This window comes from Arthrobacter cheniae, from assembly GCF_003602275.1.
In the GTDB taxonomy this organism is placed as follows: domain Bacteria; phylum Actinomycetota; class Actinomycetes; order Actinomycetales; family Micrococcaceae; genus Arthrobacter_D; species Arthrobacter_D cheniae.
The window spans coordinates 311,204-332,702 of record NZ_QZVT01000005.1 but is presented as its reverse complement, the minus strand read 5'-3'; the positions used below and the strand labels follow the sequence as shown (position 1 = coordinate 332,702).

Below are 21,499 nucleotides of genomic sequence, written 5' to 3'. Positions count from 1 at the left end.
TCTGTCGGTCCCGTCGCTCCCGAAGGCCTTGAGGGCGTTCGCCGTACGGGACGGTGGCTTGTCAGTAGTACTGCGTACGATGTGTGCGTGGTGAAGGACGAGGGGCAGAAGCCGGCCGAGTACGCGGAGTGTCACATCCTCCATATCGACATGGATGCTTTCTTCGTCGCCGTCGAGCTGCTCGACCATCCGCACCTGCACGGGGTACCCGTCGTCGTCGGCTCGCCCTCCGGGCGATCAGTCGTCCTGTCGGCCTCCTACGAGGCCCGGGCTTTCGGCGTCCGCTCGGCCATGCCCATGTCGGTTGCGATGCGCCAATGCCCTACAGCCGTGATCCTGCCGCCACATCACCAGAGGTACTCGGAGGTATCCAGCCAGGTGATGCGCATCTTCCGCTCCGTCACTCCACATGTGGAGCAACTGAGCGTCGACGAGGCCTTCCTCGACGTTGCCGGTTCCATGCGTCGGCTGGGCGGCCCGCGCGAGATCGGCGAGCAGGTGCGGGCGGAGATCCGGTCCACTCTCGGCATCACCGCGAGCGTCGGCGCTGCGACGACGAAGTTCGTCGCCAAGATCGCCTCGACAAGGGCCAAACCGGACGGGCTCCTGCTCATCCCTGGTGATCAGACCGTCGCCTACCTGCATACCCTTCCCGTGTCCGCCCTGTGGGGCGTGGGAGCGAAAACCCAGGAGGTCCTCGCCCGAATAGGCATCCGCACCGTGGAGGACGTCGCGCACACACCGGTGTCCGCGCTGAGGCAGTTGCTCGGCAGCTCCGGGGAGCACGTCCACCAGCTGGCGTGGGGCAGGGATCCGCGACGTGTCGTGGTCTCGCGGGCGGAGAAGAGCATCGGCGCGGAGGAGACGTTCTCGAGGGACGTCGAGGATTCCGACGTCCTGCGGCGGGAGCTGTTGAGACTCGCGCATCGAACGGCGACAAGGCTCCGCGCCTCCGGTAACCGCGCCGGGGGAGTCGCGCTGAAACTCCGGTACGCGGACTTCTCGACCCTGACGCGGTCGAAGAAGCTCGATGAGCCGGTAGACAGCGCCAACGCACTGTACGCGGCTGCGACTGCCCTGCTTGCTGCCCTGGGCGATAGACCTATGGCAGTTCGACTGATCGGCCTGCGTGCGGAAGCCCTCGAGAGCGGCGGGGACGGATCCACCCAACTGACGATCGATCGTCGGGACGACAACTGGAGGCTTGCCGAGCGCGTCCTCGATGATGTGAACAGGAAGTTCGGTGGTGCAGGCGTCATGCCTGCGGGCCTCCTCACCCCGAAGCGGAACGACGACCCGCGCAGCGGACACTCCGGAGGATCATCCTCGTCCCCTGGTGGCGTGTAGCCGGACAGCTACGAAGGAGGCGCTCGACCCGGGCCATCCGGAGTGCCCGGAACGGGCTCCGGAGGACCACCGCGGGGCGCCCGGGATCCGCGCCCTTGAGCGGTATAAGGGTCGCAGGGCCTCCAACGGAAGCCCCCGTGGAATCCGCATTGTGACTTTGCGCCCACCCCGTAGCAAACTAGTCTTTAACGAGGCAGCCCAGCTGTCGTCAAGTACACATTTCCGTCGTCCGGAGCCCGCAGTTCCAGGCCCCTCCGCCGGGAACCTGGTCAGCGTCCGGGACGTTGGTTGGTTGGTTGAGGAACGTTGGTACCCACATCAAGGAGGCGGTCATGGCACTCTCGGAACACGAGCAGAGGTTGCTTGATCAGCTTGAACAGCAGTTGCACGCCGACGATCCCAAGTTTGCGCATTCGATGGCTTCTGACACGCGGAAGTCGATGTCGACCAGGCGTCTTGTCATCGGTTCGCTCATCACGATCGCCGGCATCCTCGTCCTGCTTGCAGGCATCGTCTATCAGAACATCTTCATCGGAGTGGCAGGCTTCCTGATCATGGGTGGAGGAGTGTACTTCGCCACCACCAAGTCGAAGCAGGTCGATGGGGGTGAGACGGCCGGTAGGCCGTCGAAGACACCGACCGGCGGTAAGGGTGGTTTCATGACCAGCCTCGAGGACAAGTGGGACGAGCGGAAGCGCGACCAGAGCTGATTCCCGTAACCACCGCCCACATCAACAGGAAAGACCCGCTACGGCGGGTCTTTCCTGTTTAACCGTGATCTTCAGTGGAATGAGCGGACGCGAACTCCTCCTTCTACTCGTTCTCCCCGCCGTTCGTCCTCCCTCCCCGCAACTCCCCTCCACTTAGCTCCCCGCACGTCCGGATCCGCTTGTCTTGGCGCTTTCAGCGGCTATCGATCCCGATCAGGGGAGCGGGTAGGAGGGCGCGCCGCGCCCCGGTTGCGTTGACCGGGGAGAGTTGTGGAGTAAAGTGGGGAACATAGGAGCAAGGCAGCAACAAGCTGGGCTTGGCGGACTCAGAACAGGCGGTCAGGGATGTTCCTCGGAACTCATACTCCCCGCCTCGACGAGAAGGGCAGGCTCATCCTTCCAGCGAAGTTCCGGGAGGAACTGAGCGAGGGGCTGGTCCTCACAAGGGGCCAGGAACGTTGCATCTACGTCTTCAGCGCGAGTGAGTTCGAAAGGGTTCACGAGCAGATGCGGGCCGCACCGATCTCGTCACGCCAGGCGAGGGACTACAACCGTATCTTCCTGTCCGGAGCCTCCGACGAGGTCCCGGACAAGCAGGGCAGGATCACCATTCCACCGGCGCTGAGGACATACGCAGGGTTGGACCGTGATCTCGCGGTCATCGGAGCGGGTAGTCGTGCGGAGATCTGGGCGGCTGACGCATGGGACTCCTACCTGACAGAGAAGGAGACAGCTTTCTCCGAGACGGACGAGGATGGCTTCCCGGGCATCATCTGATCCGACTCGATCCAAGCAGTACCAGCACTACCAGCAGCGGACGGAAGACATCTCTTGGATGAGATCTCCAGCCGCCGGATACGGTCCGCACCTGGCTTCACTTCCCCGAAGCCAGGCGAGGACCGTCCGGCCGGATGGGGGTCTGATCCCAGAGAGCGCACCTCCTCCGCCAGCCTGCGAAGTTACAGAGACGATGAACAACGGACTGCAGGAGGGAGGGGACGGATGCGCGATGACCGGCCGACGGGTGAGCGACACGTCCCCGTCCTCCGGGATCGCTGCGTCTCCCTCCTCGCACCATCCGTCCAAGCCGCCGAAGCGGCGGGGCGCCGTGCCGTCGTCGTCGATGCGACGCTGGGCATGGGCGGTCACTCCGAGAGCATGCTGGAGCGTTTTCCCGATGCCCATCTCGTCGGTATAGATCGCGACACCGAGGCGTTGGCGCTGGCAGGGGAGCGCCTCGCCCCCTTCGCCGGGCGCACGGATCTGGTCCACGCCGTGTACGACGAGCTACCTGAGGTCCTGGAGGATCTGGGGATCGACGGCGTGGACGGCATCCTCTTCGACCTGGGTGTGTCCTCCCTGCAACTCGACGAGCGCGACCGAGGCTTCGCATACTCCTACGACGCACCCCTCGACATGCGCATGGACACCACTCAGGGCATCACGGCCGCCGAGGTCGTCAACACATACGCCGAGGCGGACCTCCTCCGCATCATCCGGACCTGGGGCGAGGAGAAGTTCGCCGGCCGGATCGCGACGGCAATCGTCCGGGCCAGGACCGAACGATCTCTCCGAACCACATCCGAGCTCGTCGAGGTCATCCGCGGCGTGGTGCCGGCCGCTGCGGCGCGGACCGGAGGACACCCCGCCAAGAGGACATTCCAGGCCCTGCGGATTGAGGTCAACGAGGAGCTGTCCGTTCTCGAGCGTGCGATCCCGGCCGCCGTCGATTCGATCAGGATCGGCGGTCGCGTGGTCGCAATGTCCTACCACTCCCTCGAGGATCGCATCGTGAAGAGTGCCTTCACGGCCGGCACGAAGTCCTCGGCACCCGTCGGGTTCCCGGTGGAACTCGAAGAGCACAAGGCCTACCTCCGCTCCCTCACGCGCGGCACGGAAGCGCCCACGCCGGCGGAGGTCGAAGAGAACCCCAGGGCGGCCTCGGCCAGACTGCGCGCCGTAGAACGAATCAAAGCAGGACCCATCGACAGGAAGACAACATGAGCCAGACACTGACTGTTGAGAAGCGGCATAGCGCACAGGCGTTCTCCGGGAACGGCGCCCTCGCCGTCGCTCCCAGGCGGCTGAGCGCTCCCTCCCACAACACGCCGGCGGGTACGCTCGCGGGAGTTGCGCAGAAGCCTCGGACGCCGTTGTCCGTCGTGCCCGCGCGGCCCGCACGGCGACGGCTCCCCTTCGCCGTCCTCAGTCTCCTCGTGCTCGGCGCTGCTCTGGCTGCAGTTCTCATGCTCAACATCTCCGTGTCAGGGACGCAGTACGAACTGGTCCAGCTCCGTAACCAGCAGGTGGCACTCAGCCAGCAGAACGAAGCCCTCGTCCTCGAGATCGAGGGCAGGGAAGCACCGCAGAACCTCGCCACGGCCGCGACAAAACTCGGCATGGTGTCCTCCCCGACCTTCGGAACCATTGAGCTAGATTCGAAGAAGGTAACCGGCACGCCCGAACCTGCGAAGGAGGGTCCCAAGCCCGAGGTCCTGATCGCCGCACCGAACCTCGTCACGGAGCAACCGGCACCGGTAGCTGTCGAGGCCCCGCCGGTGGAGGTCGTCGAGGACGCAGCTTCCACGGATGCCGGTTCGCCGGACTATGCAGGGTCGAGCAGTGACACGGGCAGCATGGCGTCGGGCACCATCCCCGGCCCCGAGCAGGCTGGGTCCGACCGCTAGCAGGCGTCACGCCCGCGTTGCCTCCACCCGCTCCTCCCGTACCGCATGTACTGATCGACAAGGATCCCTCCGTGACCCCTGCACGCACCGGCAGCCCTGACAGCCTCCGCCTGGTTCTCGGGTCGACACGGCTCCGCGTAGGGCTCGCCTTCGTCCTCGTCCTCCTCATGGTCCTCGGAGTGCGGCTCTTCCAGTTGCAGGCACTGGACCTCAACGGCATGGCGCAGGTGGGCCTGTCCAAGCGATTGACCAACACCACGGTGGCGCCCGTCAGGGGCTCGATCGTCGATATGAACGGCAAATATTTCGCGCGGAGCGTCGAGCGCTATGACGTGGTGGTGGACCAGAGACTGAGCGCCGTCGAGGAGTTCGACCGCACGGTGGATGATCCCGAGGAGGAGGGCGGCGTCAGGCGGGAGACCGGCATCCCGATCGACCAGGGCCTCACCGAGCTCTCCACGGTCCTGGACATCGACGTCGAGACGCTGAGGGCCGCGGTCCTGGGGGAAAAATCGTTCAACTACGTTGCCACCTCCGTGACCCCCGAGATCAAGAATCGTGCCCTGGCCGTCGGTATTCCGGGCGTGTACGCCGACGAGACGAGCGTGCGTACCTACCCGGCCGGGCCCGTTGCGGGATCGATCATCGGCCACGTCTCGAAGGACGGGAAGCCCCAGGAGGGTTTGGAGTACTCACTGAACGACGCATTGCAGGGGGAAGCGGGCAGCCGGACCTTCGAGATCGGCGGAGACGGAATCCGCATCCCCTACGCCACCAACGAGGACATTCCCGCGGTGAACGGCCAGAGCGTCCGCCTCACCATCGACCAGGACCTGCAGTGGTTCGCCCAGCAGACCATCGCCTCGCAGGTGAAGGACTACAACGCGGAGTGGGGCAACATCGTCGTCGTCGAGGCCGAGACGGGTGCCATCCGCGCGATGGCCGAATCGACGACGCCGGATCCGAATGATCCCGGCGCCACCCCGGCCGACAAGCGCACCCCCAACTCGGTCAGCGCGTCCTTCGAACCCGGCTCGACGACGAAGGTGATCACGCTCGCAGGGGCACTCGAGGAGGGACTGATCGAGCCCACGTCAAAATTCACGCTCGACAACCGCTACACGGTCGGAGACCAGACGTTCAAGGATGCCTGGGAGCACGGTAAGGAAAAGCGGACGGCCGCCGGGGTCCTCGCGAAATCGATGAACACAGGGACCGTGCAGATCGGCGAGAAGCTGACGAAGCAGGAGCGCTACGACTGGCTCAAGAAGTTCGGGATCGGCGAGCCCCTGGGTACCGGGCTGAACGAGGAGAACCAGGGGCTCCTGACGACGCCGGACAAATGGGACGACCGCCAGCAGTACACGGTGCTCTTCGGGCAGGGCCTGACGCAGACCGCCCTCCATACCGCAATGGTGTATCAGACCATCGCGAACGACGGCGTGCGCCTCACGCCCCGTCTGGTGGAGGCCTACATCGATCCGGATGGAACGGAGCACAAGGTGCCGGAGGCGGAGGGCACGAAAGTAGTCTCCGAGGAGACCGCGGCGGAGATGCGGAAGATGCTCGAGACGGTGACGGAGAAGGGGTCGGGCAAGTCCGGCGAGCTCGAGCAGTACCGCGTGGGATCGAAGACCGGTACGGCGGAAGCGCCCAGCGCCAGTGGCGGATACGACGGCTACACTCTGTCCTATGCCGGGATCGCCCCCATCGAGGATCCCAAGTACGTCGTCGTCATCACGCTTCAGCGGCCCCAGGGGGACCTGTACTACCTCATTCCCGGTGAGTCCTTCCAGAAGGTCATGAAGCAGGTCCTCAACTCCAACAACGTCCCTGCCTCGACGAAGAAGCCGGACATCTACCCGGTCGAATACTGACCCGGAGGCCAGAGCACCGTGCAACCGAATAACCCGCGGGGGAGCAGCGCTTCCCTGATGCGTCCTCGCATGCCCCACCCGATCGACCTGTTCGCCGCCCTCGCCGACATCGGCCCGCTGGCCGGTCCGGCGCCGCACGGGAACCATCCCACGGTCACGGTCACCGTCACCGGCATCACGCTGGACTCACGATCCGTCCTCCCGGGCGACGTCTACGCCGCCCTGCCCGGGGCGGCGCGCCACGGAGCCGAATTCGCACCGCAGGCAGCCCGCTCCGGCGCAGTCGCCATCCTCACGGACGAGGCCGGAGCGGCCATCCTTCGGGAGCGCGTCCACCCCGGTGACTCCGTGGTCCCGCCGGTCGTCGTCGTGCCCGATCCGAGGCGCGCGGTAGGACCGTTGGCCCGCGTGATCTACGGCAACCGGCAGGACGACGGCGAGGCGGGGCCGACCCTCTTCGGCATCACGGGGACGAACGGGAAGACGACGTCGACCTACTTCCTGAACGCCCTCCTGGAGGCTCTCGGCCGTTCCACCGGCCTTATCGGCACCATCGAGATCCGCGCGGGGGAGGACGCCATCCCGAGCGCGCTCACGACGCCCGAGTCACCGCAGGTGCATTCGCTCCTCGCCCTGATGCGTGAGCGCGGTCTCGACGCCGCATCGATGGAGGTCTCGTCCCACGCCCTCGAGTTCGGACGCGTCGACGGGGTACGTTTCGACGTCGCCGGTTTCACGAACCTCACGCAGGACCACCTCGACCTGCACGGCACCATGGAGGACTACTTCGCGGTCAAGGCGTCGCTGTTCACGCCCGAGCGGAGCCGAAGCGCCGTCGTGCTCGTGGACGACCCCTGGGGAAGCAGGCTGGCCGCGACCGCGGACGTGCCCGTCCTGACGGTGCGCACCGAAGCAGGACAGGACGCAGGGCAGGACGCAGCGCCGCCGGCGGACTGGACCGTCACTTCGGTGGAACGCAGCGGGCTGGGCCACTCCTTCGTGCTGCAGGGAAGGACGGGGCATCGGCTTCGCGTGCGCTGCGGCCTCCCGGGTACCTTCAACATCTCCAACGCGGCCCTGGCGACGATCATGGTCCTGGCCTCCGGGGTGCCGGCAGAGGACCTGCAGCGCGCGCTCGACGCCCACGATCCCTTCACGACCGAGGTCCCCGGTCGCATGCAACTCATCGGCGAGGAGCCGGCGGCCATCGTGGACTTCGCCCACAACCCGGACGCGCTCCAGCGCACCCTTGCGTCGGTGCGCCGCCCTGGCGGCCGCGTAATCTCGGTGTTCGGTGCAACCGGCCAGCGAGACGAATCGAAGCGCCCGATCATGGGAGCGGTCGGTGCCCGCCTGTCGGACATCCTGATCGTCACCGACGACGACCCGCACGACGAGGACGAAGCCGTCATCCGCCGCGCCGTGCGCGCGGGCGCCGACGACGCCGTCAGGAACGAAGGGCTCGGGTGCGAGGTGCTGGAGGTCTTCCCCCGGGCAGAGGCGATCGATCGCGCCGTAGCTCTGGCCGGCGCCTCGGACACCATCATCATCGCCGGTCGCGGCCACGAGGTGTGGCAGGAAGTGAAGGGTATCAACCTGTCCCTGGATGATCGCGTCGAACTGCGGTCCGCGTTGACAAGGCACGGATTCTCTGTGCTTTCCGCGGCCGGGATAGAGTCCTGAACCGTCATGATTGAATTCAGCGCAGCCGAGATCGCGGCACTCACGGGCGGAGTCCTGGTCGGCACGGATCCCGCCGGCCCCACCATCACCGTCACCTCCGCGGCCACCGATTCGCGCGAGAGTACGCCCGGGTCCCTCTTCGTGGCCAAGCCCGGCGAGGAGTCGGACGGGCACCTGTTCATCGGCTCCGCGTTCGAGCGCGGAGCGGTGCTCGCTCTCGCCGAACGCGATGTCACTGCACCCGACGGCGTGTCCTTCCCCTCTGTCGTCGTGGCGGATGCGGTGCTCGCGATGGGCGTCCTGGCCGCGGAGATCGTACGGCGCCTGCGTGCCGCCGGCGACCTCACCGTCGTCGGGATCACCGGCTCCGCAGGCAAGACGACCACCAAGGACCTGCTTGCGGGAATACTCGCAACCCACGGACCGACGGTCGCCCCCCGCGGCTCCTACAACGGGGAGGTCGGCGTGCCGCTGACCGTCTTCGAGGCGGACTGGGACACGCGGTACCTCGTGATCGAGATGGGAGCCACAAAACCCGGCCACATCGCGTACCTCGCGTCCCTCGTGCAGCCCGACATCGGCGTCGTCCTCGGCGTTGGTTCCGCGCACGCCGGCGAGTTCGGCGGCGTCGAGAACATCGCCCAGGCGAAGGGCGAGCTTTTCGAGGCGCTTCCGGCCACCGGCACCGCGGTCATCAATGCCGACGACGAGCGCGTCCTGGCCATGCAGTCCCGCACCCGGGCACGGCGGACCTTCTTCACATCCTCGGCCGACTTCGCAGCCGACGGCGGCGATCCGGTGGTGCGGGCGCGCAACAGCACGACGACGGCGGAGGGTAATCCCTCCTTCACGCTCCTTTTTCCCGACGGCAGCGAGCACGAGGTCGTGTCCCCGCTCCTCGGACTGCACCACACCACCAATCTGCTGGCCGCGGCGACGGTCGCGTACACGATCGGCTGTGCACCGGACGACATCGTGGCAAGTCTTCGCACCCAGGCTGCGGCGAGCCGCTGGCGCATGGAGCGCACCGAGCGGGTCGACGGCGTGACGGTCATCAATGATGCCTACAACGCGAACCCTGAGTCGATGCGCGCAGCCCTCCGCACCCTCGCCGAGTTGGGTAGTGGGCGCCGCCGTACCTGGGCGGTGCTCGGTGAGATGCTCGAACTGGGTGACCGCTCCATCGAGGAGCACGACCTCCTCGGACGCGTCGTCGTCCGCCTCAACATCTCCAAGCTCATCTGCGTCGGTCCGAACACGCGGGCGCTGTTCAACGGGGCCGTCCTCGAGGGCTCCTGGGGGAGCGAGGCGGTCCACGTCGACGACCCCGAGGCAGCGGAACGCATCCTCGCCGCGGAGCTCGAACCACGCGATATCGTTCTCTTCAAATCCTCCAACGGGGCCGGACTGCGTTTCCTCGGCGATCGCGTCGCGCACGCCGTGCCGAACGCCTCGGTCTCCGCCGGTCAGGCGGACACGGCTGACCGCCTGGCCGCAGACTCCGAAGCGGACAGTGGACCTGACGGATCCGGAAAGGCCCACCAGCCGTGATAGCACTTCTCATCAGCTCGGCCTCCGCCCTGTTCTTCGCCCTCGTGGGCACGCCGCTGTTCATCCGGCTCCTCGTCAACAAGGGTTACGGCCAGTTCATTCGCGACGACGGTCCGACGTCGCACCACACCAAGCGCGGCACGCCCACCATGGGCGGCGCGGTGATCGTCGGGTCCGTCCTGCTGGCCTACTTCCTGACCCACCTGATCATGATGGCGGCCGATTCCCCGGTCGGCGGGCCCAGTGCTTCCGGCCTGCTGCTGCTGTTCCTCGCCGCAGGAATGGGACTGGTGGGCTTCGCCGACGACTACATCAAGATCTCGAAGCAGCGCAGCCTCGGCCTGAGCGCGCCGGCCAAGATCATCGGGCAGACCGCGGTGGGCATCATCTTCGGTGTCCTGGCGCTCATGTTCCCCAACGAGCAGGGCCGTACCCCGGCGTCGACGGCGATCTCGTTCATCCGTGACCTCCCCATCGACCTCGCGTTCGCCGGCACGGTCGTCGGGGCCATCCTCTTCGTCATCTGGTCCAACCTCATCATCACGGGTGCCAGCAACGGCGTGAACCTCGCCGACGGCCTGGACGGCCTGGCTGCCGGCGCCTCCATTCTCGTCTTCGGTGCCTACATGCTGATCGGCATCTGGCAGAGCAACCAGAGCTGTGGTTCGCCCGGTGCAGGCAGCGTCTGCTACGAGGTACGTGATCCGCTCGACCTGGCGCTGATCGCCGGCTCGATGTGCGGTGCGCTCGTCGGCTTCCTCTGGTGGAACACCTCGCCCGCGAAGATCTTCATGGGTGACACCGGTTCACTGGCCATCGGCGGAGCCATCGCCGGCTTCGCGATCCTCTCGCGCACCGAACTGCTCCTGGTGATCCTGGCAGGACTGTTCGTGATGATCACGCTGTCCGTCATCATCCAGGTCGGCTACTTCAAGATGTCGGGCGGGAAGCGGGTGTTCAAGATGGCGCCCCTCCAGCACCACTTCGAGCTCCAGGGCTGGGCGGAGGTCACCGTGGTGGTCCGCTTCTGGATCCTCGCCGGACTGTTCGTCGCCGTGGCGCTCGGTATCTTCTATGCGGAATGGGTCGTCGGATGAGCGGGGCCGAGGAAACCGGGCTGCCCCGTTGGGAGACCCCACGGTTGAAGAACCTGACCAGCTGGGACTCGGACTGGGCGGGCCTGCGGGTCGTCGTCGCTGGTATCGGTGCGTCCGGCTTTTCGGCAGCCGACACCCTGATCGAACTCGGAGCCATCGTCGTCGTCGTCGACGCCGGCGCGACCGAGGAGAACGAGGCCAAGGCCGACACGCTCCGGATCGTCGGCGCCCGGCAGGTCCTGCTCGGGGCGGACCATGCCGAAAGCCTCCCGCTCGTCGACGGTGAGCAGGCCGACCTCGTCGTCACGTCGCCCGGCTGGCGCCCGAGCCAACCGCTCCTCGCACAGGCTGCGGCCGCGGGCGTACCGATCTGGGGTGATGTCGAGCTGGCCTGGCGCGTTCGGGTGCGCGAAGGACGCCCGACGGCGGAATGGCTGACGATCACCGGGACGAACGGCAAGACCACCACCGTCGGCCTCACCGAAGCCATGCTCATCGCGGGCGGCAAGCGCGCCGTCGCAGCGGGCAACGTCGGCACACCGATCCTCGACGTCATCCGGGACCCCCAGGGCTACGATTTCCTCGCCGTGGAGCTTTCCAGTTTCCAGCTGCACTGGGCGCACTCCATCTCGCCGCTGGCGAGCGTCTGCCTCAACGTCGCCGAAGACCACGTGGACTGGCACGGCAGCTACGAGGCCTATGTCGCAGCCAAGGCATCGATCTACGAGCGGACCCGCATCGCCTGCATCTACAACGTCGAGCAGCGCGACACCGAGACCATGGTCGAGGAGGCCGACGTCATCGAGGGCTGCAGGGCCGTCGGTTTCACCACGGGGATGCCGTCCATCAGCATGCTGGGAGTCGTGGAGGACCTGCTCGTCGACCGAGCCTTCATCCAGCAGCGCAAGGACTCGGCCGCCGAGTTGGCGTCCATCAGCGAGCTCGGTGACGTGGTTCCCCGGCACCTGGTCGCGAATGCCCTGGCGGCGGCAGCCCTGGTCCGTGCTGCGGGACTCCCGGTGGCCGCCGTGCGGGACGGCATCCGCGCCTTCCAGCCCGGTGATCACCGCATACAGGTGGTGGCGAACGAGGACGGAGTGCTCTGGATCAACGACTCCAAGGCCACGAATCCGCACGCCGCGTCCGCCTCCCTCTCCTCCTTCCCATCCGTCGTGTGGGTGGCCGGCGGCCTGTCGAAGGGCGTCTCCTACGACGACCTCGTGAAGGACAATGCGAAGCGACTCCGCGCCGTCGTCCTGATCGGGCAGGATCCGACGCCGCTCCAGGGCGCCCTCGCCCGACACGCTCCCGATGTTCCGGTGTCCTCCTATCCAAGCCTTCACACTGGATTCGGGCACGACGGCAGCGGGTCACCCGACCCCGTGTCCGGCGACGCCCTGATGCAGTGGGTGGTCGCCGAAGCAGCCCGTGTCGCCCGGGATGGTGACACCGTGCTCATGGCACCGGCCGCCGCATCGATGGACCAGTTCTCCTCCTACGCGCACCGGGGGGCCGCCTTCATGGCGGCCGTCCGTGCGCGTGGTGGCCAGGGGACAATCGCGAAGGAGTTCTAGATGGCGACCACGCCGACCCGCCCAGGAGGACGTAAGCCCTCCGTCCGGCCAGCCCGGACCAAGGAGACGGGCAGGCCGGTCACCGGCGCCGGTACGAGGACGCCCGGCGGATCCGGAGCGGCCGCGAGCACGACGTCTCAGCCACGGACCCGAGCCACGACAGCAGCCCCGGCGGTGCAGGCAGCCGACGTCCAGGACCGGGGCATCAGGGCACGGGCCCGGCGCGGCTGGCAACTCCTCGAGGGTGCTGACCGTGCGCCCTCCCGTTCCAGCTACTACCTGATCCTCGGCTCCGCCCTGGCATTGACCGCCATCGGCCTCCTCATGGTTCTTTCCGCGTCGTCGGTCGAGGCGATCTCCGAGGGGAAGGACACCTTCGACCTCTTCCTCAAGCAGGCCGTCTGGGCCAGCGCCGGGCTCATGCTGATGCTGGTTCTCTCGCGCCTGGGCCCCCGCGCCTACAAGGCCCTCGCCTGGCCGAGCCTGGCCATCGCCATCGTGCTGCTGATCCTCGTGCTCGTCATCGGCGTCGAGATCAACGGCAACAAGAACTGGATCCAGATCGGCAGCCAGACCTTCCAGCCATCCGAACCCACCAAGCTCGCACTGGCCCTCTGGTTTGCTGCCGTGCTCGAGCGCAAGAAAGCGCTGATCCGGGACTGGAAGCACGCGATGATCCCGGCGTTGCCGTTCGGCGGCCTGCCGATCGGTCTCGTACTGATCGGTGGTGACCTCGGCACCGGCCTCGTGCTGATGATGATCGCCGGAGCCGCGCTGTTCTTCGCCGGGGCACCCCTCAAGCTCTTCACGCTGGCGGGAGCCGCAGCCCTGGCGGGCTCCCTCCTAATGGTGGCGACGAGCTCGAACCGCGGTGGCCGCATCAGCGCCTGGCTGAGGCTGAACTGCGACGACGGCGCGGACCTCTGCCTGCAGGCCGACAACGGGCTGTTCGCCATGGCCTCGGGCGGCTGGTTCGGCGTCGGCATCGGCCAGAGCCGGCAGAAGTGGAACTGGATCCCCGAAGCGCACAACGACTTCATCTTCGCCATCATCGGCGAGGAGTTCGGGCTCCTCGGAACCCTCGTCGTCATCCTGCTGTTCGGGATCCTCGCCGTGGCGACCATCCGGGTGGCGCTGCGCTACACCGATCCGTTCGTGCGGATCCTGATGGGATCTATCCTCGTCTGGCTCATCGGGCAGGCCTTCGTCAACATCGGCATGGTGACCGGGCTGCTGCCCGTGATCGGCGTGCCGCTGCCCTTCATCTCCTACGGTGGGTCCGCGCTCACGTTCACGCTCGCCGCCGTCGGCGTGCTGCTCTCGTTCGCGCGGAAGACCCCTCACCCTCCGACTCCTGCGGCCGCCGACCGGAGGCCCGCCGTGCCCACCTCCGGAAGAGGCCACTCACTTTCATGACACACCCCTCCATGCCCGACCGCGCGCTCTCCGTCGTCCTCGCGGGCGGCGGGACGGCCGGACACATCAGCCCCCTGCTGGCGATCGCCGGGTCGATCGTCGATCAGCGACCGGGCACGCGCATCACCGCCGTCGGTACCGAGGCGGGCATGGAGACGCGCCTCGTCCCCGCGGCCGGGTTCGAACTCCGCACCATCGACCGCGTACCCATGCCGCGCAGGCCCTCCATCGACCTCGTCAAACTGCCGGTCCGTCTCGTGCGAGCCGTTCGCCAGGCCCGCGCCATCGTGGCCGAGGCCGGGGCTGACGTCGTTGTCGGCGTGGGTGGCTACGTGTCCACTCCTGTCTACCTCGCAGCCTGGACCCGACGCGTGCCCGTCGTCATCCACGAGGCGAACGCGCGACCCGGGATGGCCAACCGTGTAGGCGCGCGGATCGCGGCGCGCGTCGCGGTCGCCTTCGACGGCACAGGCCTCCCCGGCGCGGTCCTCGTGGGCATGCCCATGCGCAGGACCATCGCCGACCTCGACCGTGCAGCGGAACGGAGCAGCGCCCGCGCTGCCCTCGGACTGGACGCCGACCGCCCGACCCTCATCGTGACGGGCGGGTCGTCAGGAGCCGCGAGCCTCAACCGCGCGGTCGCCGCTGCAGTCCCGCTCCTCACCGCCGCCGGGGTCCAGATCCTCCACATCACCGGACGGGGCAAGCAGGTACTCGGGACCGACCGGGATCCCCTGGCCGCCCACGGGTACCACCAGGTCGAGTTCGTCGATCGCATGGAACAGGTGTACGCGGCGGCCGATCTGCTCGTCGCACGCGCCGGTGCCGCCACTGTCAGCGAGGTCAGCGCCGTGGGACTCCCCGCCGTGCTGGTTCCGCTGCCCCACGGCAATGGCGAGCAGCGGTTCAACGCCGCGGCGCTCGTCGACGCCGGAGGAGCCGTCCTGGTCGACGATGCCGCCTTCACCCCGGAATGGATCGGCACGACCGTGCTGCCGCTCCTCACCGATCCCCGACGACTGTCCGCGATGTCCACTGCGTCCTACGCCCAGGGCGTGCGCGACGCGGACCGGCGGATGGCCGACCTCGTCCTCGCCGCAGCGGCAGGCGGACAGTGATCGCCATGCCCGCTGACAGAGGAACGACGGCGTCGCCCACCGACGACGGCCGCACGCAGCCCGCACAGGGCGCATCGGAAGGACCCAGCATCACGACGGACGGCATGACCCCGGACAGCACAACCCCGGCCACCGCTGGAACGGCTGTTCCAGCAACGGCCGACCCCGGCCCCTCCCTTCCAGCGCCCGGCGGGCGCAGCGGTCTGCAGGAGCCCGTGCACTTCATCGGGTTGGGAGGTGCGGGAATGTCCGCCGTCGCGCGGGTGCTGCTCGGCCAGGGGATGCGCGTGTCCGGATCGGATGCAGCCGAATCGAAGGGACTTCGCGCCCTGGCTGCTCTGGGCGCCGTCGTCCACGTGGGCCATGAATCCGCAGCAGTCCCTGACACCGGGACGGTGGTCGTGTCATCGGCGATCCGCGAGACGAACCCCGAGCTCGCCGAGGCTCGCCGTCGGGGGCTGCCCGTCCTCCACCGGTCCGAGGCACTCGCGGCCGCGATGTCCGGCCAGCGGGCCATTGCGGTTGCCGGGACGCACGGCAAGACGACGACGACGGCGATGATCACGGTCCTCCTCCAGCAGGCAGGTCGCAATCCGTCGTTCGCCATCGGGGGAGAGGTGGCGGCCCTGGGGGTGAACGCGGAGTGGACCGGCGGGGACGTCTTCGTCGCCGAGGCCGACGAGTCGGACGGTTCCTTCCTCAACTACTCGCCGAGCATCGCCGTCGTCACCAATGCCGAGGCCGACCACCTCGACCATTACGGCACCGCCGACGCCGTCCACGCAGCGTTCCGGCAGTTCGCGGAGGGACTGCCCGATGACGGGCTCCTCGTGGCCTGCGCGGATGACCCGGGGTCGGCAGAGCTGGCCTCGGCAATCCCGTCGACGCGCCGCGTCCGGACCTATGGGTACGCAGAGACCGCAGACATCAGGATCAGCGGGACAAGGGCCCTCGGAAGCACCACGAACAGCGTGCTCTCGTTCAGCGTCGACGGACTCGACGCCCAGCAGGAGCTGCAGCTGAGTGTGCCCGGACGGCACAACATCCTGAACGCGGTAGCCGCCTTCGCCGTTGCACTCGAACTCGGCGTGGACCCGGCCATGGCGGCGACGGGACTGTCCCTCTTCTCAGGTGCCGCGCGCCGCTTCGAGGCACGCGGTGAAGGCGACGGCGTGCGCGTGTTCGACGACTACGCACATCATCCGACGGAGGTCCGGGCCGCGCTGACCGCGGCGCGCACGGTCGCGGGCGAGCACCGCGTGCATGTGCTCTTCCAGCCGCACCTCTTCTCCCGGACGCGCGAGTTCGCAAACGGTTTCGCCGATGCGCTGTCCCTGGCGGACACGGCGACGGTCCTGCCGGTCTTCGCAGCACGCGAGGACCCGGTCGACGACGTGGGTGGCTGGACCATCACCGACCTCATGCCCGCTGCGGAAGCGACCTTCATCGAGGACCCCTCCGAAGCCCTTCGCGCCGTTGTCGGTCACGCCGGGCGCGGCGACCTCGTCCTGACCATCGGAGCCGGGGACGTCACGCAGTACGGCGTCCGGCTCGTCGGACTGCTCCGGGACCGCGCAGCGGGCACATCGTCGGCAGGAGTGAGCGGATGACGCCGCGGAAGCCGCCCGTCATCCGGTCCGGGGGATCAGCGCCCGGGAAGGTCTCCCTGCTCGAGCGTTCGGATGGAGCCCTGCCGCCGGGAAAGGTGCTTGACTTCCCCGCGCCCCGGCGCTCCCACCGGCTCCGCAACCTCCTCCTCGCGATCACGGCCGTCGTGCTCGTCCTGGGAGGGGTTGTGGCGTACGTCATCTTCTCGCCCGCGCTCGCGCTTCGTGCCGTCGTCGTCGAGGGCAATGCGCTGGTGGCCACAGCCGAGATCGAGTCCGCCCTCGCCCCGCTGACCGGGACGCCGCTCACGCGCATCTCGACGGGCGAGGTCCGCGCACTGCTCGTTGACCAGGCGCCCATCGAGGACGTGGAGATCGCCGCCGAGCCTCCGTCGACGCTGGTCGTCACGGTGCATGAACGCGTGCCCGTCGCCGTCCTGCAGGAGGGTGGGGACTTCGTGCTCATCGACTCCGAGGGACGGCAGCTGACGAGCGTGGCCGAGCGGGACCAGGTCAAGCTACCCCTGATCGACGGCGGCACGAATGCTGTGAACTCCGAGGTCTTCTCCTCGATCACCGCGGTCCTTGCCGAACTGCCGGTCTCGATCCTCTCGAGGCTCAACAACGCGTCGGCGGTAAGTGTCGACTCGATCCGACTGTCCCTCACAGGGGACCAGAGAATATTCTGGGGTAGCTCGGAGCGCAGCGCGGAGAAGGCGAAGGTCCTCGAGGCGATGCTGGCGATACCGGAGTCCGATCCGCCGGTCAGGGAGTTCGATGTCAGCACCCCCGACCGGCCGGTCACGAGGTGATCGGGCGTCGTTCGTCCAACTGCCCGGGCGCCGTTCACGCAGCTGCCCGGACAGTGGGACACGTCGACACGCCCGACACACGGCGCTCGGTCATTGCAACGCGGAAGACATACACCTAGCGTCGAACATAGAAGTTACTTGACATAACGTTAACTCTCAACCTGAACGTTAACGTTTTCTCGAGTGAAGATCGAATGCCGGACCATCGGCAGACCCCGTACAGCACACAGATTCGAACAAGGGACACAGGACGTGGCAGCACCTCAGAATTACTTGGCCGTCATCAAGGTCGTCGGCATCGGCGGCGGCGGCGTCAACGCCGTCAACCGCATGATCGAGGTCGGGCTCCGTGGCGTGGAATTCATCGCCATCAACACGGACGCACAGGCGCTGCTGATGAGTGACGCGGACGTCAAGCTCGACGTCGGCCGCGAACTGACGCGCGGCCTCGGCGCGGGAGCGGATCCGGAAGTGGGTCGGCGGGCCGCGGAGGATCACTCCGAGGAGATCGAGGAAGTCATCCGCGGCGCCGACATGGTCTTCGTCACAGCAGGAGAGGGTGGAGGCACCGGTACCGGTGGTGCTCCCGTCGTGGCCCGCATCGCTCGATCGCTCGGCGCCCTCACCATCGGCGTGGTCACACGCCCCTTCACCTTCGAGGGCCGCCGGCGCTCCAACCAGGCCGAGAGCGGCATCGACACCCTCCGCGAGGAGGTCGACACCCTCATCGTCATCCCGAACGACCGGTTGCTGTCCATCAGCGACCGGAACGTCTCGATGCTCGATGCCTTCCGCTCCGCCGACCAGGTGCTGCTCTCGGGTGTCCAGGGCATCACCGACCTCATCACGACGCCGGGCCTGATCAACCTCGACTTCGCAGATGTGAAGTCGGTCATGCAGGGTGCCGGTTCGGCGCTCATGGGTATCGGCTCCGCTCGCGGTGAGGACCGCGCCGTCAAGGCCGCGGAGCTGGCCATCGCCTCGCCGTTGCTCGAAGCCTCCATCGATGGCGCCCACGGCGTCCTGCTGTCGATCCAGGGCGGCTCCGACCTCGGACTCTTCGAAATCAACGAGGCCGCCCGCCTCGTGCAGGAGGTCGCTCACCCGGAAGCGAACATCATCTTCGGTGCGGTCATCGACGACGCCCTCGGTGACGAGGCACGCGTGACGGTCATCGCGGCCGGTTTCGACCAGGTGGATGCCACGTCGCAGCCCGCGCCCACGTCGGCGCCTGCTTCGCGGCCGGTAGTCGCCCCGAGTGTCGGAGGCGAGCAGCAGCGCATGGCCGGTGCCGCTACCGCCGGACTCGGCGCATGGTCGCAGCAGCGCGCGCAGAACGTGCAGGCCGTCCCGGCCGACTCGGGCTTCGACGTCGACCTGCCCGCGATCGTGGAGCCCGACCTGTCCGCCGGCCGGTCGGACGACCTCGACGTCCCCGACTTCCTCAAGTAGTCGGTGGACGCAGCCGTCGGTCCCGGGAGTTCTTCCCCGTTCTACGCGAACGAGGAGGTCCGCCCGGGGCTGCGGGTAGCCTTCACGGCAGCATCGGCGGGGAACCTCGCCCTACACGTCGGGGACGAGCCGGAGGGCGTGCGGGACAACCGCCGTCGCCTCGAAAGGGCAATGGGCATCACGGCGTCATCACTCCGCTTCATGAGCCAGACCCACTCGGACCGGATAGCCGTGGTCGGATCGGGAGGCGTCACGGCCGCGCCGGACGCCGACGGCATGGTCTCACCAAGGGGAGCCGACCCACTCGCCGTCCTCGTCGCCGACTGCGTGCCGATCGTCCTGGCGGATGCCGGAATCGCCGAGGGCGGAACAGGAGCGACGGCGGTCGTCCACGCCGGTCGCGCCGGTGTCTCCAACGGTGTCGTCGCGAATGCGGTGCGTGTCCTGCAGAGCCAGGGTGCAACGGACCTCGCGGCGTGGATCGGTCCCTCGGTCTGCGGATCCTGCTACGAGGTGCCCGAGGCGATGATGCTCGGAATTGCGCGGGACATCCCCGCCGCGGCGTCCCGCACTCCTTCGGGAACGACGGCGCTCGATCTTCCCGCCGCAGTCCGCCGGCAGCTCGCCCTCTCCGGGGTGATGGCCGGTGAGGTACACGGTGCTGGCTCGCTCTGCACCCTGGAGAACCCCGCACTGTTCTCCCATCGGCGTGAACCAGGAGCCGGACGCATCGCCGGACTCGTATGGCGCACCTGATGCCGGATGGGGCTGGAAGCGCCCGCGAACAGGACCTCGAGGCACGCCTCCGCGCCGTGAGGTCGCGCATCTCCGCTGCAGCAACCGCAGCAGATCGCCCCGAGCCGCACCTGATCGTCGTCACCAAGTACTTCCCGGCGTCCGATGTGCGCATCCTCGCCGGCCTCGGCGTCACCGACGTCGGAGAGAACCGCGACCAGGAAGCGGCCCTCAAGGCAGGGGAGCTCGAGGCGCTTCCGCTGTCGTGGCACTTCATCGGTCAGTTGCAGACCAACAAGGCCAAGTCGGTGGTCCGCTACGCACACAGCGTTCACTCCGTCGATCGCTCATCCCTCGTCGCCGCCCTGGGAAAGGCGGTCGGAGCGGAGAACGGACGCCGGGCGGAGGCGGGTATGGAGCTACGCGGTGAACTGGACTGCTATCTCCAGTTCACCCTCGAAACCGCCCCGGGTAGCAGGGGAGGGGCGCAACCCGTGGATGCCGAGTCGCTTGCTGAGGCGGTCCTCGCGACCGAGGGCCTTCGTCTGGCCGGGGTCATGGCCGTGGCCCCGCTCGGTGCGTCTCCTGCTGAAGCCTTCGAACGTCTGCTGGAGATATCCGCGTCGGTGCGGGCCGTCGAGCCGTCCGCGACCGCCGTTTCGGCCGGTATGAGCGGGGACCTCGAGGAGGCGATCGCCGCAGGAGCGACACACCTGAGGATTGGTTCTGATGTCCTCGGTCCGCGTCCGGCCGTGGGGTAGCGTTCCAGCTAGAACGGCGGCACACCAAGGCCTCCGAGTCGGATCCTGAAAGCCCAGGCGCCGACCCCTCATCCACTCTCTTATGACAGGAGCTACCATGGCTGGCGCACTGCGCAAGACAATGATCTACCTTGGGCTCGCCGATGGTGACGAGCACTACGAGCCCGAATCGAAAAGCGCGCAGAGCAGGAACGAGGACTACACAGTGGACTACGACCGTGACGAACGACGCCTGGAGCCGGCTCCTACCGTCAGCCGGGTAGCTCCCGCCGAGGAATACCGAGCCCCCGTGACCCCGATCAAGCGCGCACCGTCGTCCCGCGAGGACTCCGCCGCGCTCCGCCAGATCACCACGATCCACCCGCGCTCCTACAATGACGCCAAGCTCATCGGTGAGAGCTTCCGCGACGGCATTCCCGTGATCATGAACGTCACAGATATGGGCGAGTCGGACGCCAAGCGCCTGGTCGACTTCTCCGCAGGACTCGTCTTCGGGCTGCACGGCAGCATCGAGCGGGTCACCAATAAGGTGTTCCTCCTGTCGCCGTCGTATATTGAAGTCCTCGGCGAGGACCTCAAGGCAAGCGAAGCTCAGACCAGCTTCTTCAACCAGAGCTGAGCCCGGCGGCCTCGACGGTCGCGTTAGACCACCTAAGGCCCGAAGGACTGGAACAGCTCTGTGAGTTTGGTATTCGCCCTGATCTACCTGGTACTGATGCTGTTCCAGCTCGCGCTGATCCTTCGCATCATCTTCGACGCCGTGCAGGGCTTTGCCCGTGACTGGCGCCCACAGAAGCTGGCACTCGTGCTCGCCTCAGGGGTGTACTCCATCACGGACCCGCCCATCAAGGCACTGCGCCGCCTCATCCCTCCGCTTCGACTGGGCGGGGTGCAACTAGACCTCGCATTCCTGGTTCTCTTCATCGTCGTGCTGATCCTGATGTCGGTCTCGAGCAGCCTCGCGAGGTAGCGTACAGGCCCGTTTCGTGATGAGTTCCCGACCATATACGCTGATCCACAGTTCGATGTGAGTCCAGCGGCTCGTGTCCATAATTCGGTACCGCAGCCTCAC

The 21,499-nt window shown here is 67.4% G+C and carries 19 protein-coding genes; all 19 read left to right on the top strand.

Annotated features, from left to right (window positions below):
* The first annotated feature begins 87 nt into the window (after positions 1-87).
* The gene (gene dinB / locus D6T63_RS11800; protein ID WP_268878023.1) at positions 88-1,347 is read left to right on the top strand and encodes a DNA polymerase IV; all 1,260 of its coding nucleotides are present in this window, start codon (positions 88-90) and stop codon (positions 1,345-1,347) included.
* A 332-nt stretch (positions 1,348-1,679) separates the two neighbouring features.
* Complete coding sequence (locus tag D6T63_RS11795; RefSeq protein ID WP_120149221.1) at positions 1,680-2,057, top strand: DUF3040 domain-containing protein; 378 nt, start codon at positions 1,680-1,682, stop codon at positions 2,055-2,057.
* A 345-nt stretch (positions 2,058-2,402) separates the two neighbouring features.
* Positions 2,403-2,834, top strand: a complete 432-nt coding sequence (gene mraZ / locus D6T63_RS11790) for a division/cell wall cluster transcriptional repressor MraZ (RefSeq protein WP_120149220.1) — start codon at positions 2,403-2,405, stop codon at positions 2,832-2,834.
* A 225-nt stretch (positions 2,835-3,059) separates the two neighbouring features.
* Positions 3,060-4,061 (top strand): 16S rRNA (cytosine(1402)-N(4))-methyltransferase RsmH, encoded by a 1,002-nt coding sequence (gene rsmH, locus D6T63_RS11785; protein ID WP_182976971.1) that lies wholly within the window; start codon positions 3,060-3,062, stop codon positions 4,059-4,061.
* Complete coding sequence (locus D6T63_RS11780) at positions 4,058-4,744, top strand: hypothetical protein (RefSeq protein WP_120149218.1); 687 nt, start codon at positions 4,058-4,060, stop codon at positions 4,742-4,744. The genes rsmH and D6T63_RS11780 overlap by 4 nt, the downstream gene beginning before the upstream one ends.
* Positions 4,745-4,815: 71 nt before the next feature.
* Complete coding sequence (locus tag D6T63_RS11775; protein ID WP_235830698.1) at positions 4,816-6,621, top strand: peptidoglycan D,D-transpeptidase FtsI family protein; 1,806 nt, start codon at positions 4,816-4,818, stop codon at positions 6,619-6,621.
* A 69-nt stretch (positions 6,622-6,690) separates the two neighbouring features.
* Positions 6,691-8,304: a UDP-N-acetylmuramoyl-L-alanyl-D-glutamate--2,6-diaminopimelate ligase gene (locus D6T63_RS11770; RefSeq protein WP_235830697.1), complete on the top strand. Its 1,614-nt coding sequence runs from the start codon at positions 6,691-6,693 to the stop codon at positions 8,302-8,304.
* Between the two features lie 6 nt (positions 8,305-8,310).
* Entirely contained in the window at positions 8,311-9,855 is a 1,545-nt protein-coding gene (locus tag D6T63_RS11765; RefSeq protein WP_120149216.1) for a UDP-N-acetylmuramoyl-tripeptide--D-alanyl-D-alanine ligase, read from the top strand.
* A complete protein-coding gene (mraY, locus tag D6T63_RS11760; protein WP_120149215.1) occupies positions 9,852-10,952 on the top strand; it encodes a phospho-N-acetylmuramoyl-pentapeptide-transferase in 1,101 nt (366 codons plus the stop codon). Before D6T63_RS11765 ends, mraY begins: the two co-directional genes overlap by 4 nt.
* A complete protein-coding gene (gene murD / locus D6T63_RS11755) occupies positions 10,949-12,526 on the top strand; it encodes a UDP-N-acetylmuramoyl-L-alanine--D-glutamate ligase (RefSeq protein WP_120149214.1) in 1,578 nt (525 codons plus the stop codon). Before mraY ends, murD begins: the two co-directional genes overlap by 4 nt.
* A complete protein-coding gene (ftsW, locus tag D6T63_RS11750; protein ID WP_120149213.1) occupies positions 12,527-13,942 on the top strand; it encodes a putative lipid II flippase FtsW in 1,416 nt (471 codons plus the stop codon).
* An 11-nt stretch (positions 13,943-13,953) separates the two neighbouring features.
* The gene (gene murG / locus D6T63_RS11745; RefSeq protein WP_120149212.1) at positions 13,954-15,060 is read left to right on the top strand and encodes an undecaprenyldiphospho-muramoylpentapeptide beta-N-acetylglucosaminyltransferase; all 1,107 of its coding nucleotides are present in this window, start codon (positions 13,954-13,956) and stop codon (positions 15,058-15,060) included.
* A 5-nt stretch (positions 15,061-15,065) separates the two neighbouring features.
* Positions 15,066-16,670 carry a UDP-N-acetylmuramate--L-alanine ligase gene (gene murC / locus D6T63_RS11740; protein WP_268878022.1) on the top strand — a complete coding sequence of 535 codons (1,605 nt, stop codon included), beginning with the start codon at positions 15,066-15,068 and terminating at the stop codon, positions 16,668-16,670.
* Positions 16,667-17,479: a cell division protein FtsQ/DivIB gene (locus D6T63_RS11735; protein WP_120149211.1), complete on the top strand. Its 813-nt coding sequence runs from the start codon at positions 16,667-16,669 to the stop codon at positions 17,477-17,479. The genes murC and D6T63_RS11735 overlap by 4 nt, the downstream gene beginning before the upstream one ends.
* A 252-nt stretch (positions 17,480-17,731) precedes the next feature.
* The gene (gene ftsZ / locus D6T63_RS11730; protein WP_120149210.1) at positions 17,732-18,931 is read left to right on the top strand and encodes a cell division protein FtsZ; all 1,200 of its coding nucleotides are present in this window, start codon (positions 17,732-17,734) and stop codon (positions 18,929-18,931) included.
* A gap of 3 nt (positions 18,932-18,934) precedes the next feature.
* Positions 18,935-19,687 (top strand): polyphenol oxidase family protein, encoded by a 753-nt coding sequence (locus tag D6T63_RS11725; RefSeq protein WP_120149209.1) that lies wholly within the window; start codon positions 18,935-18,937, stop codon positions 19,685-19,687.
* Complete coding sequence (locus tag D6T63_RS11720; protein ID WP_120149295.1) at positions 19,687-20,427, top strand: YggS family pyridoxal phosphate-dependent enzyme; 741 nt, start codon at positions 19,687-19,689, stop codon at positions 20,425-20,427. Before D6T63_RS11725 ends, D6T63_RS11720 begins: the two co-directional genes overlap by 1 nt.
* A 97-nt stretch (positions 20,428-20,524) precedes the next feature.
* Positions 20,525-21,046 (top strand): cell division protein SepF, encoded by a 522-nt coding sequence (locus D6T63_RS11715; protein WP_120149208.1) that lies wholly within the window; start codon positions 20,525-20,527, stop codon positions 21,044-21,046.
* Between the two features lie 60 nt (positions 21,047-21,106).
* Positions 21,107-21,397, top strand: coding sequence for a YggT family protein (locus D6T63_RS11710; protein WP_120149207.1), 291 nt, complete (start codon positions 21,107-21,109; stop codon positions 21,395-21,397).
* The last annotated feature ends 102 nt before the right edge of the window (positions 21,398-21,499 follow it).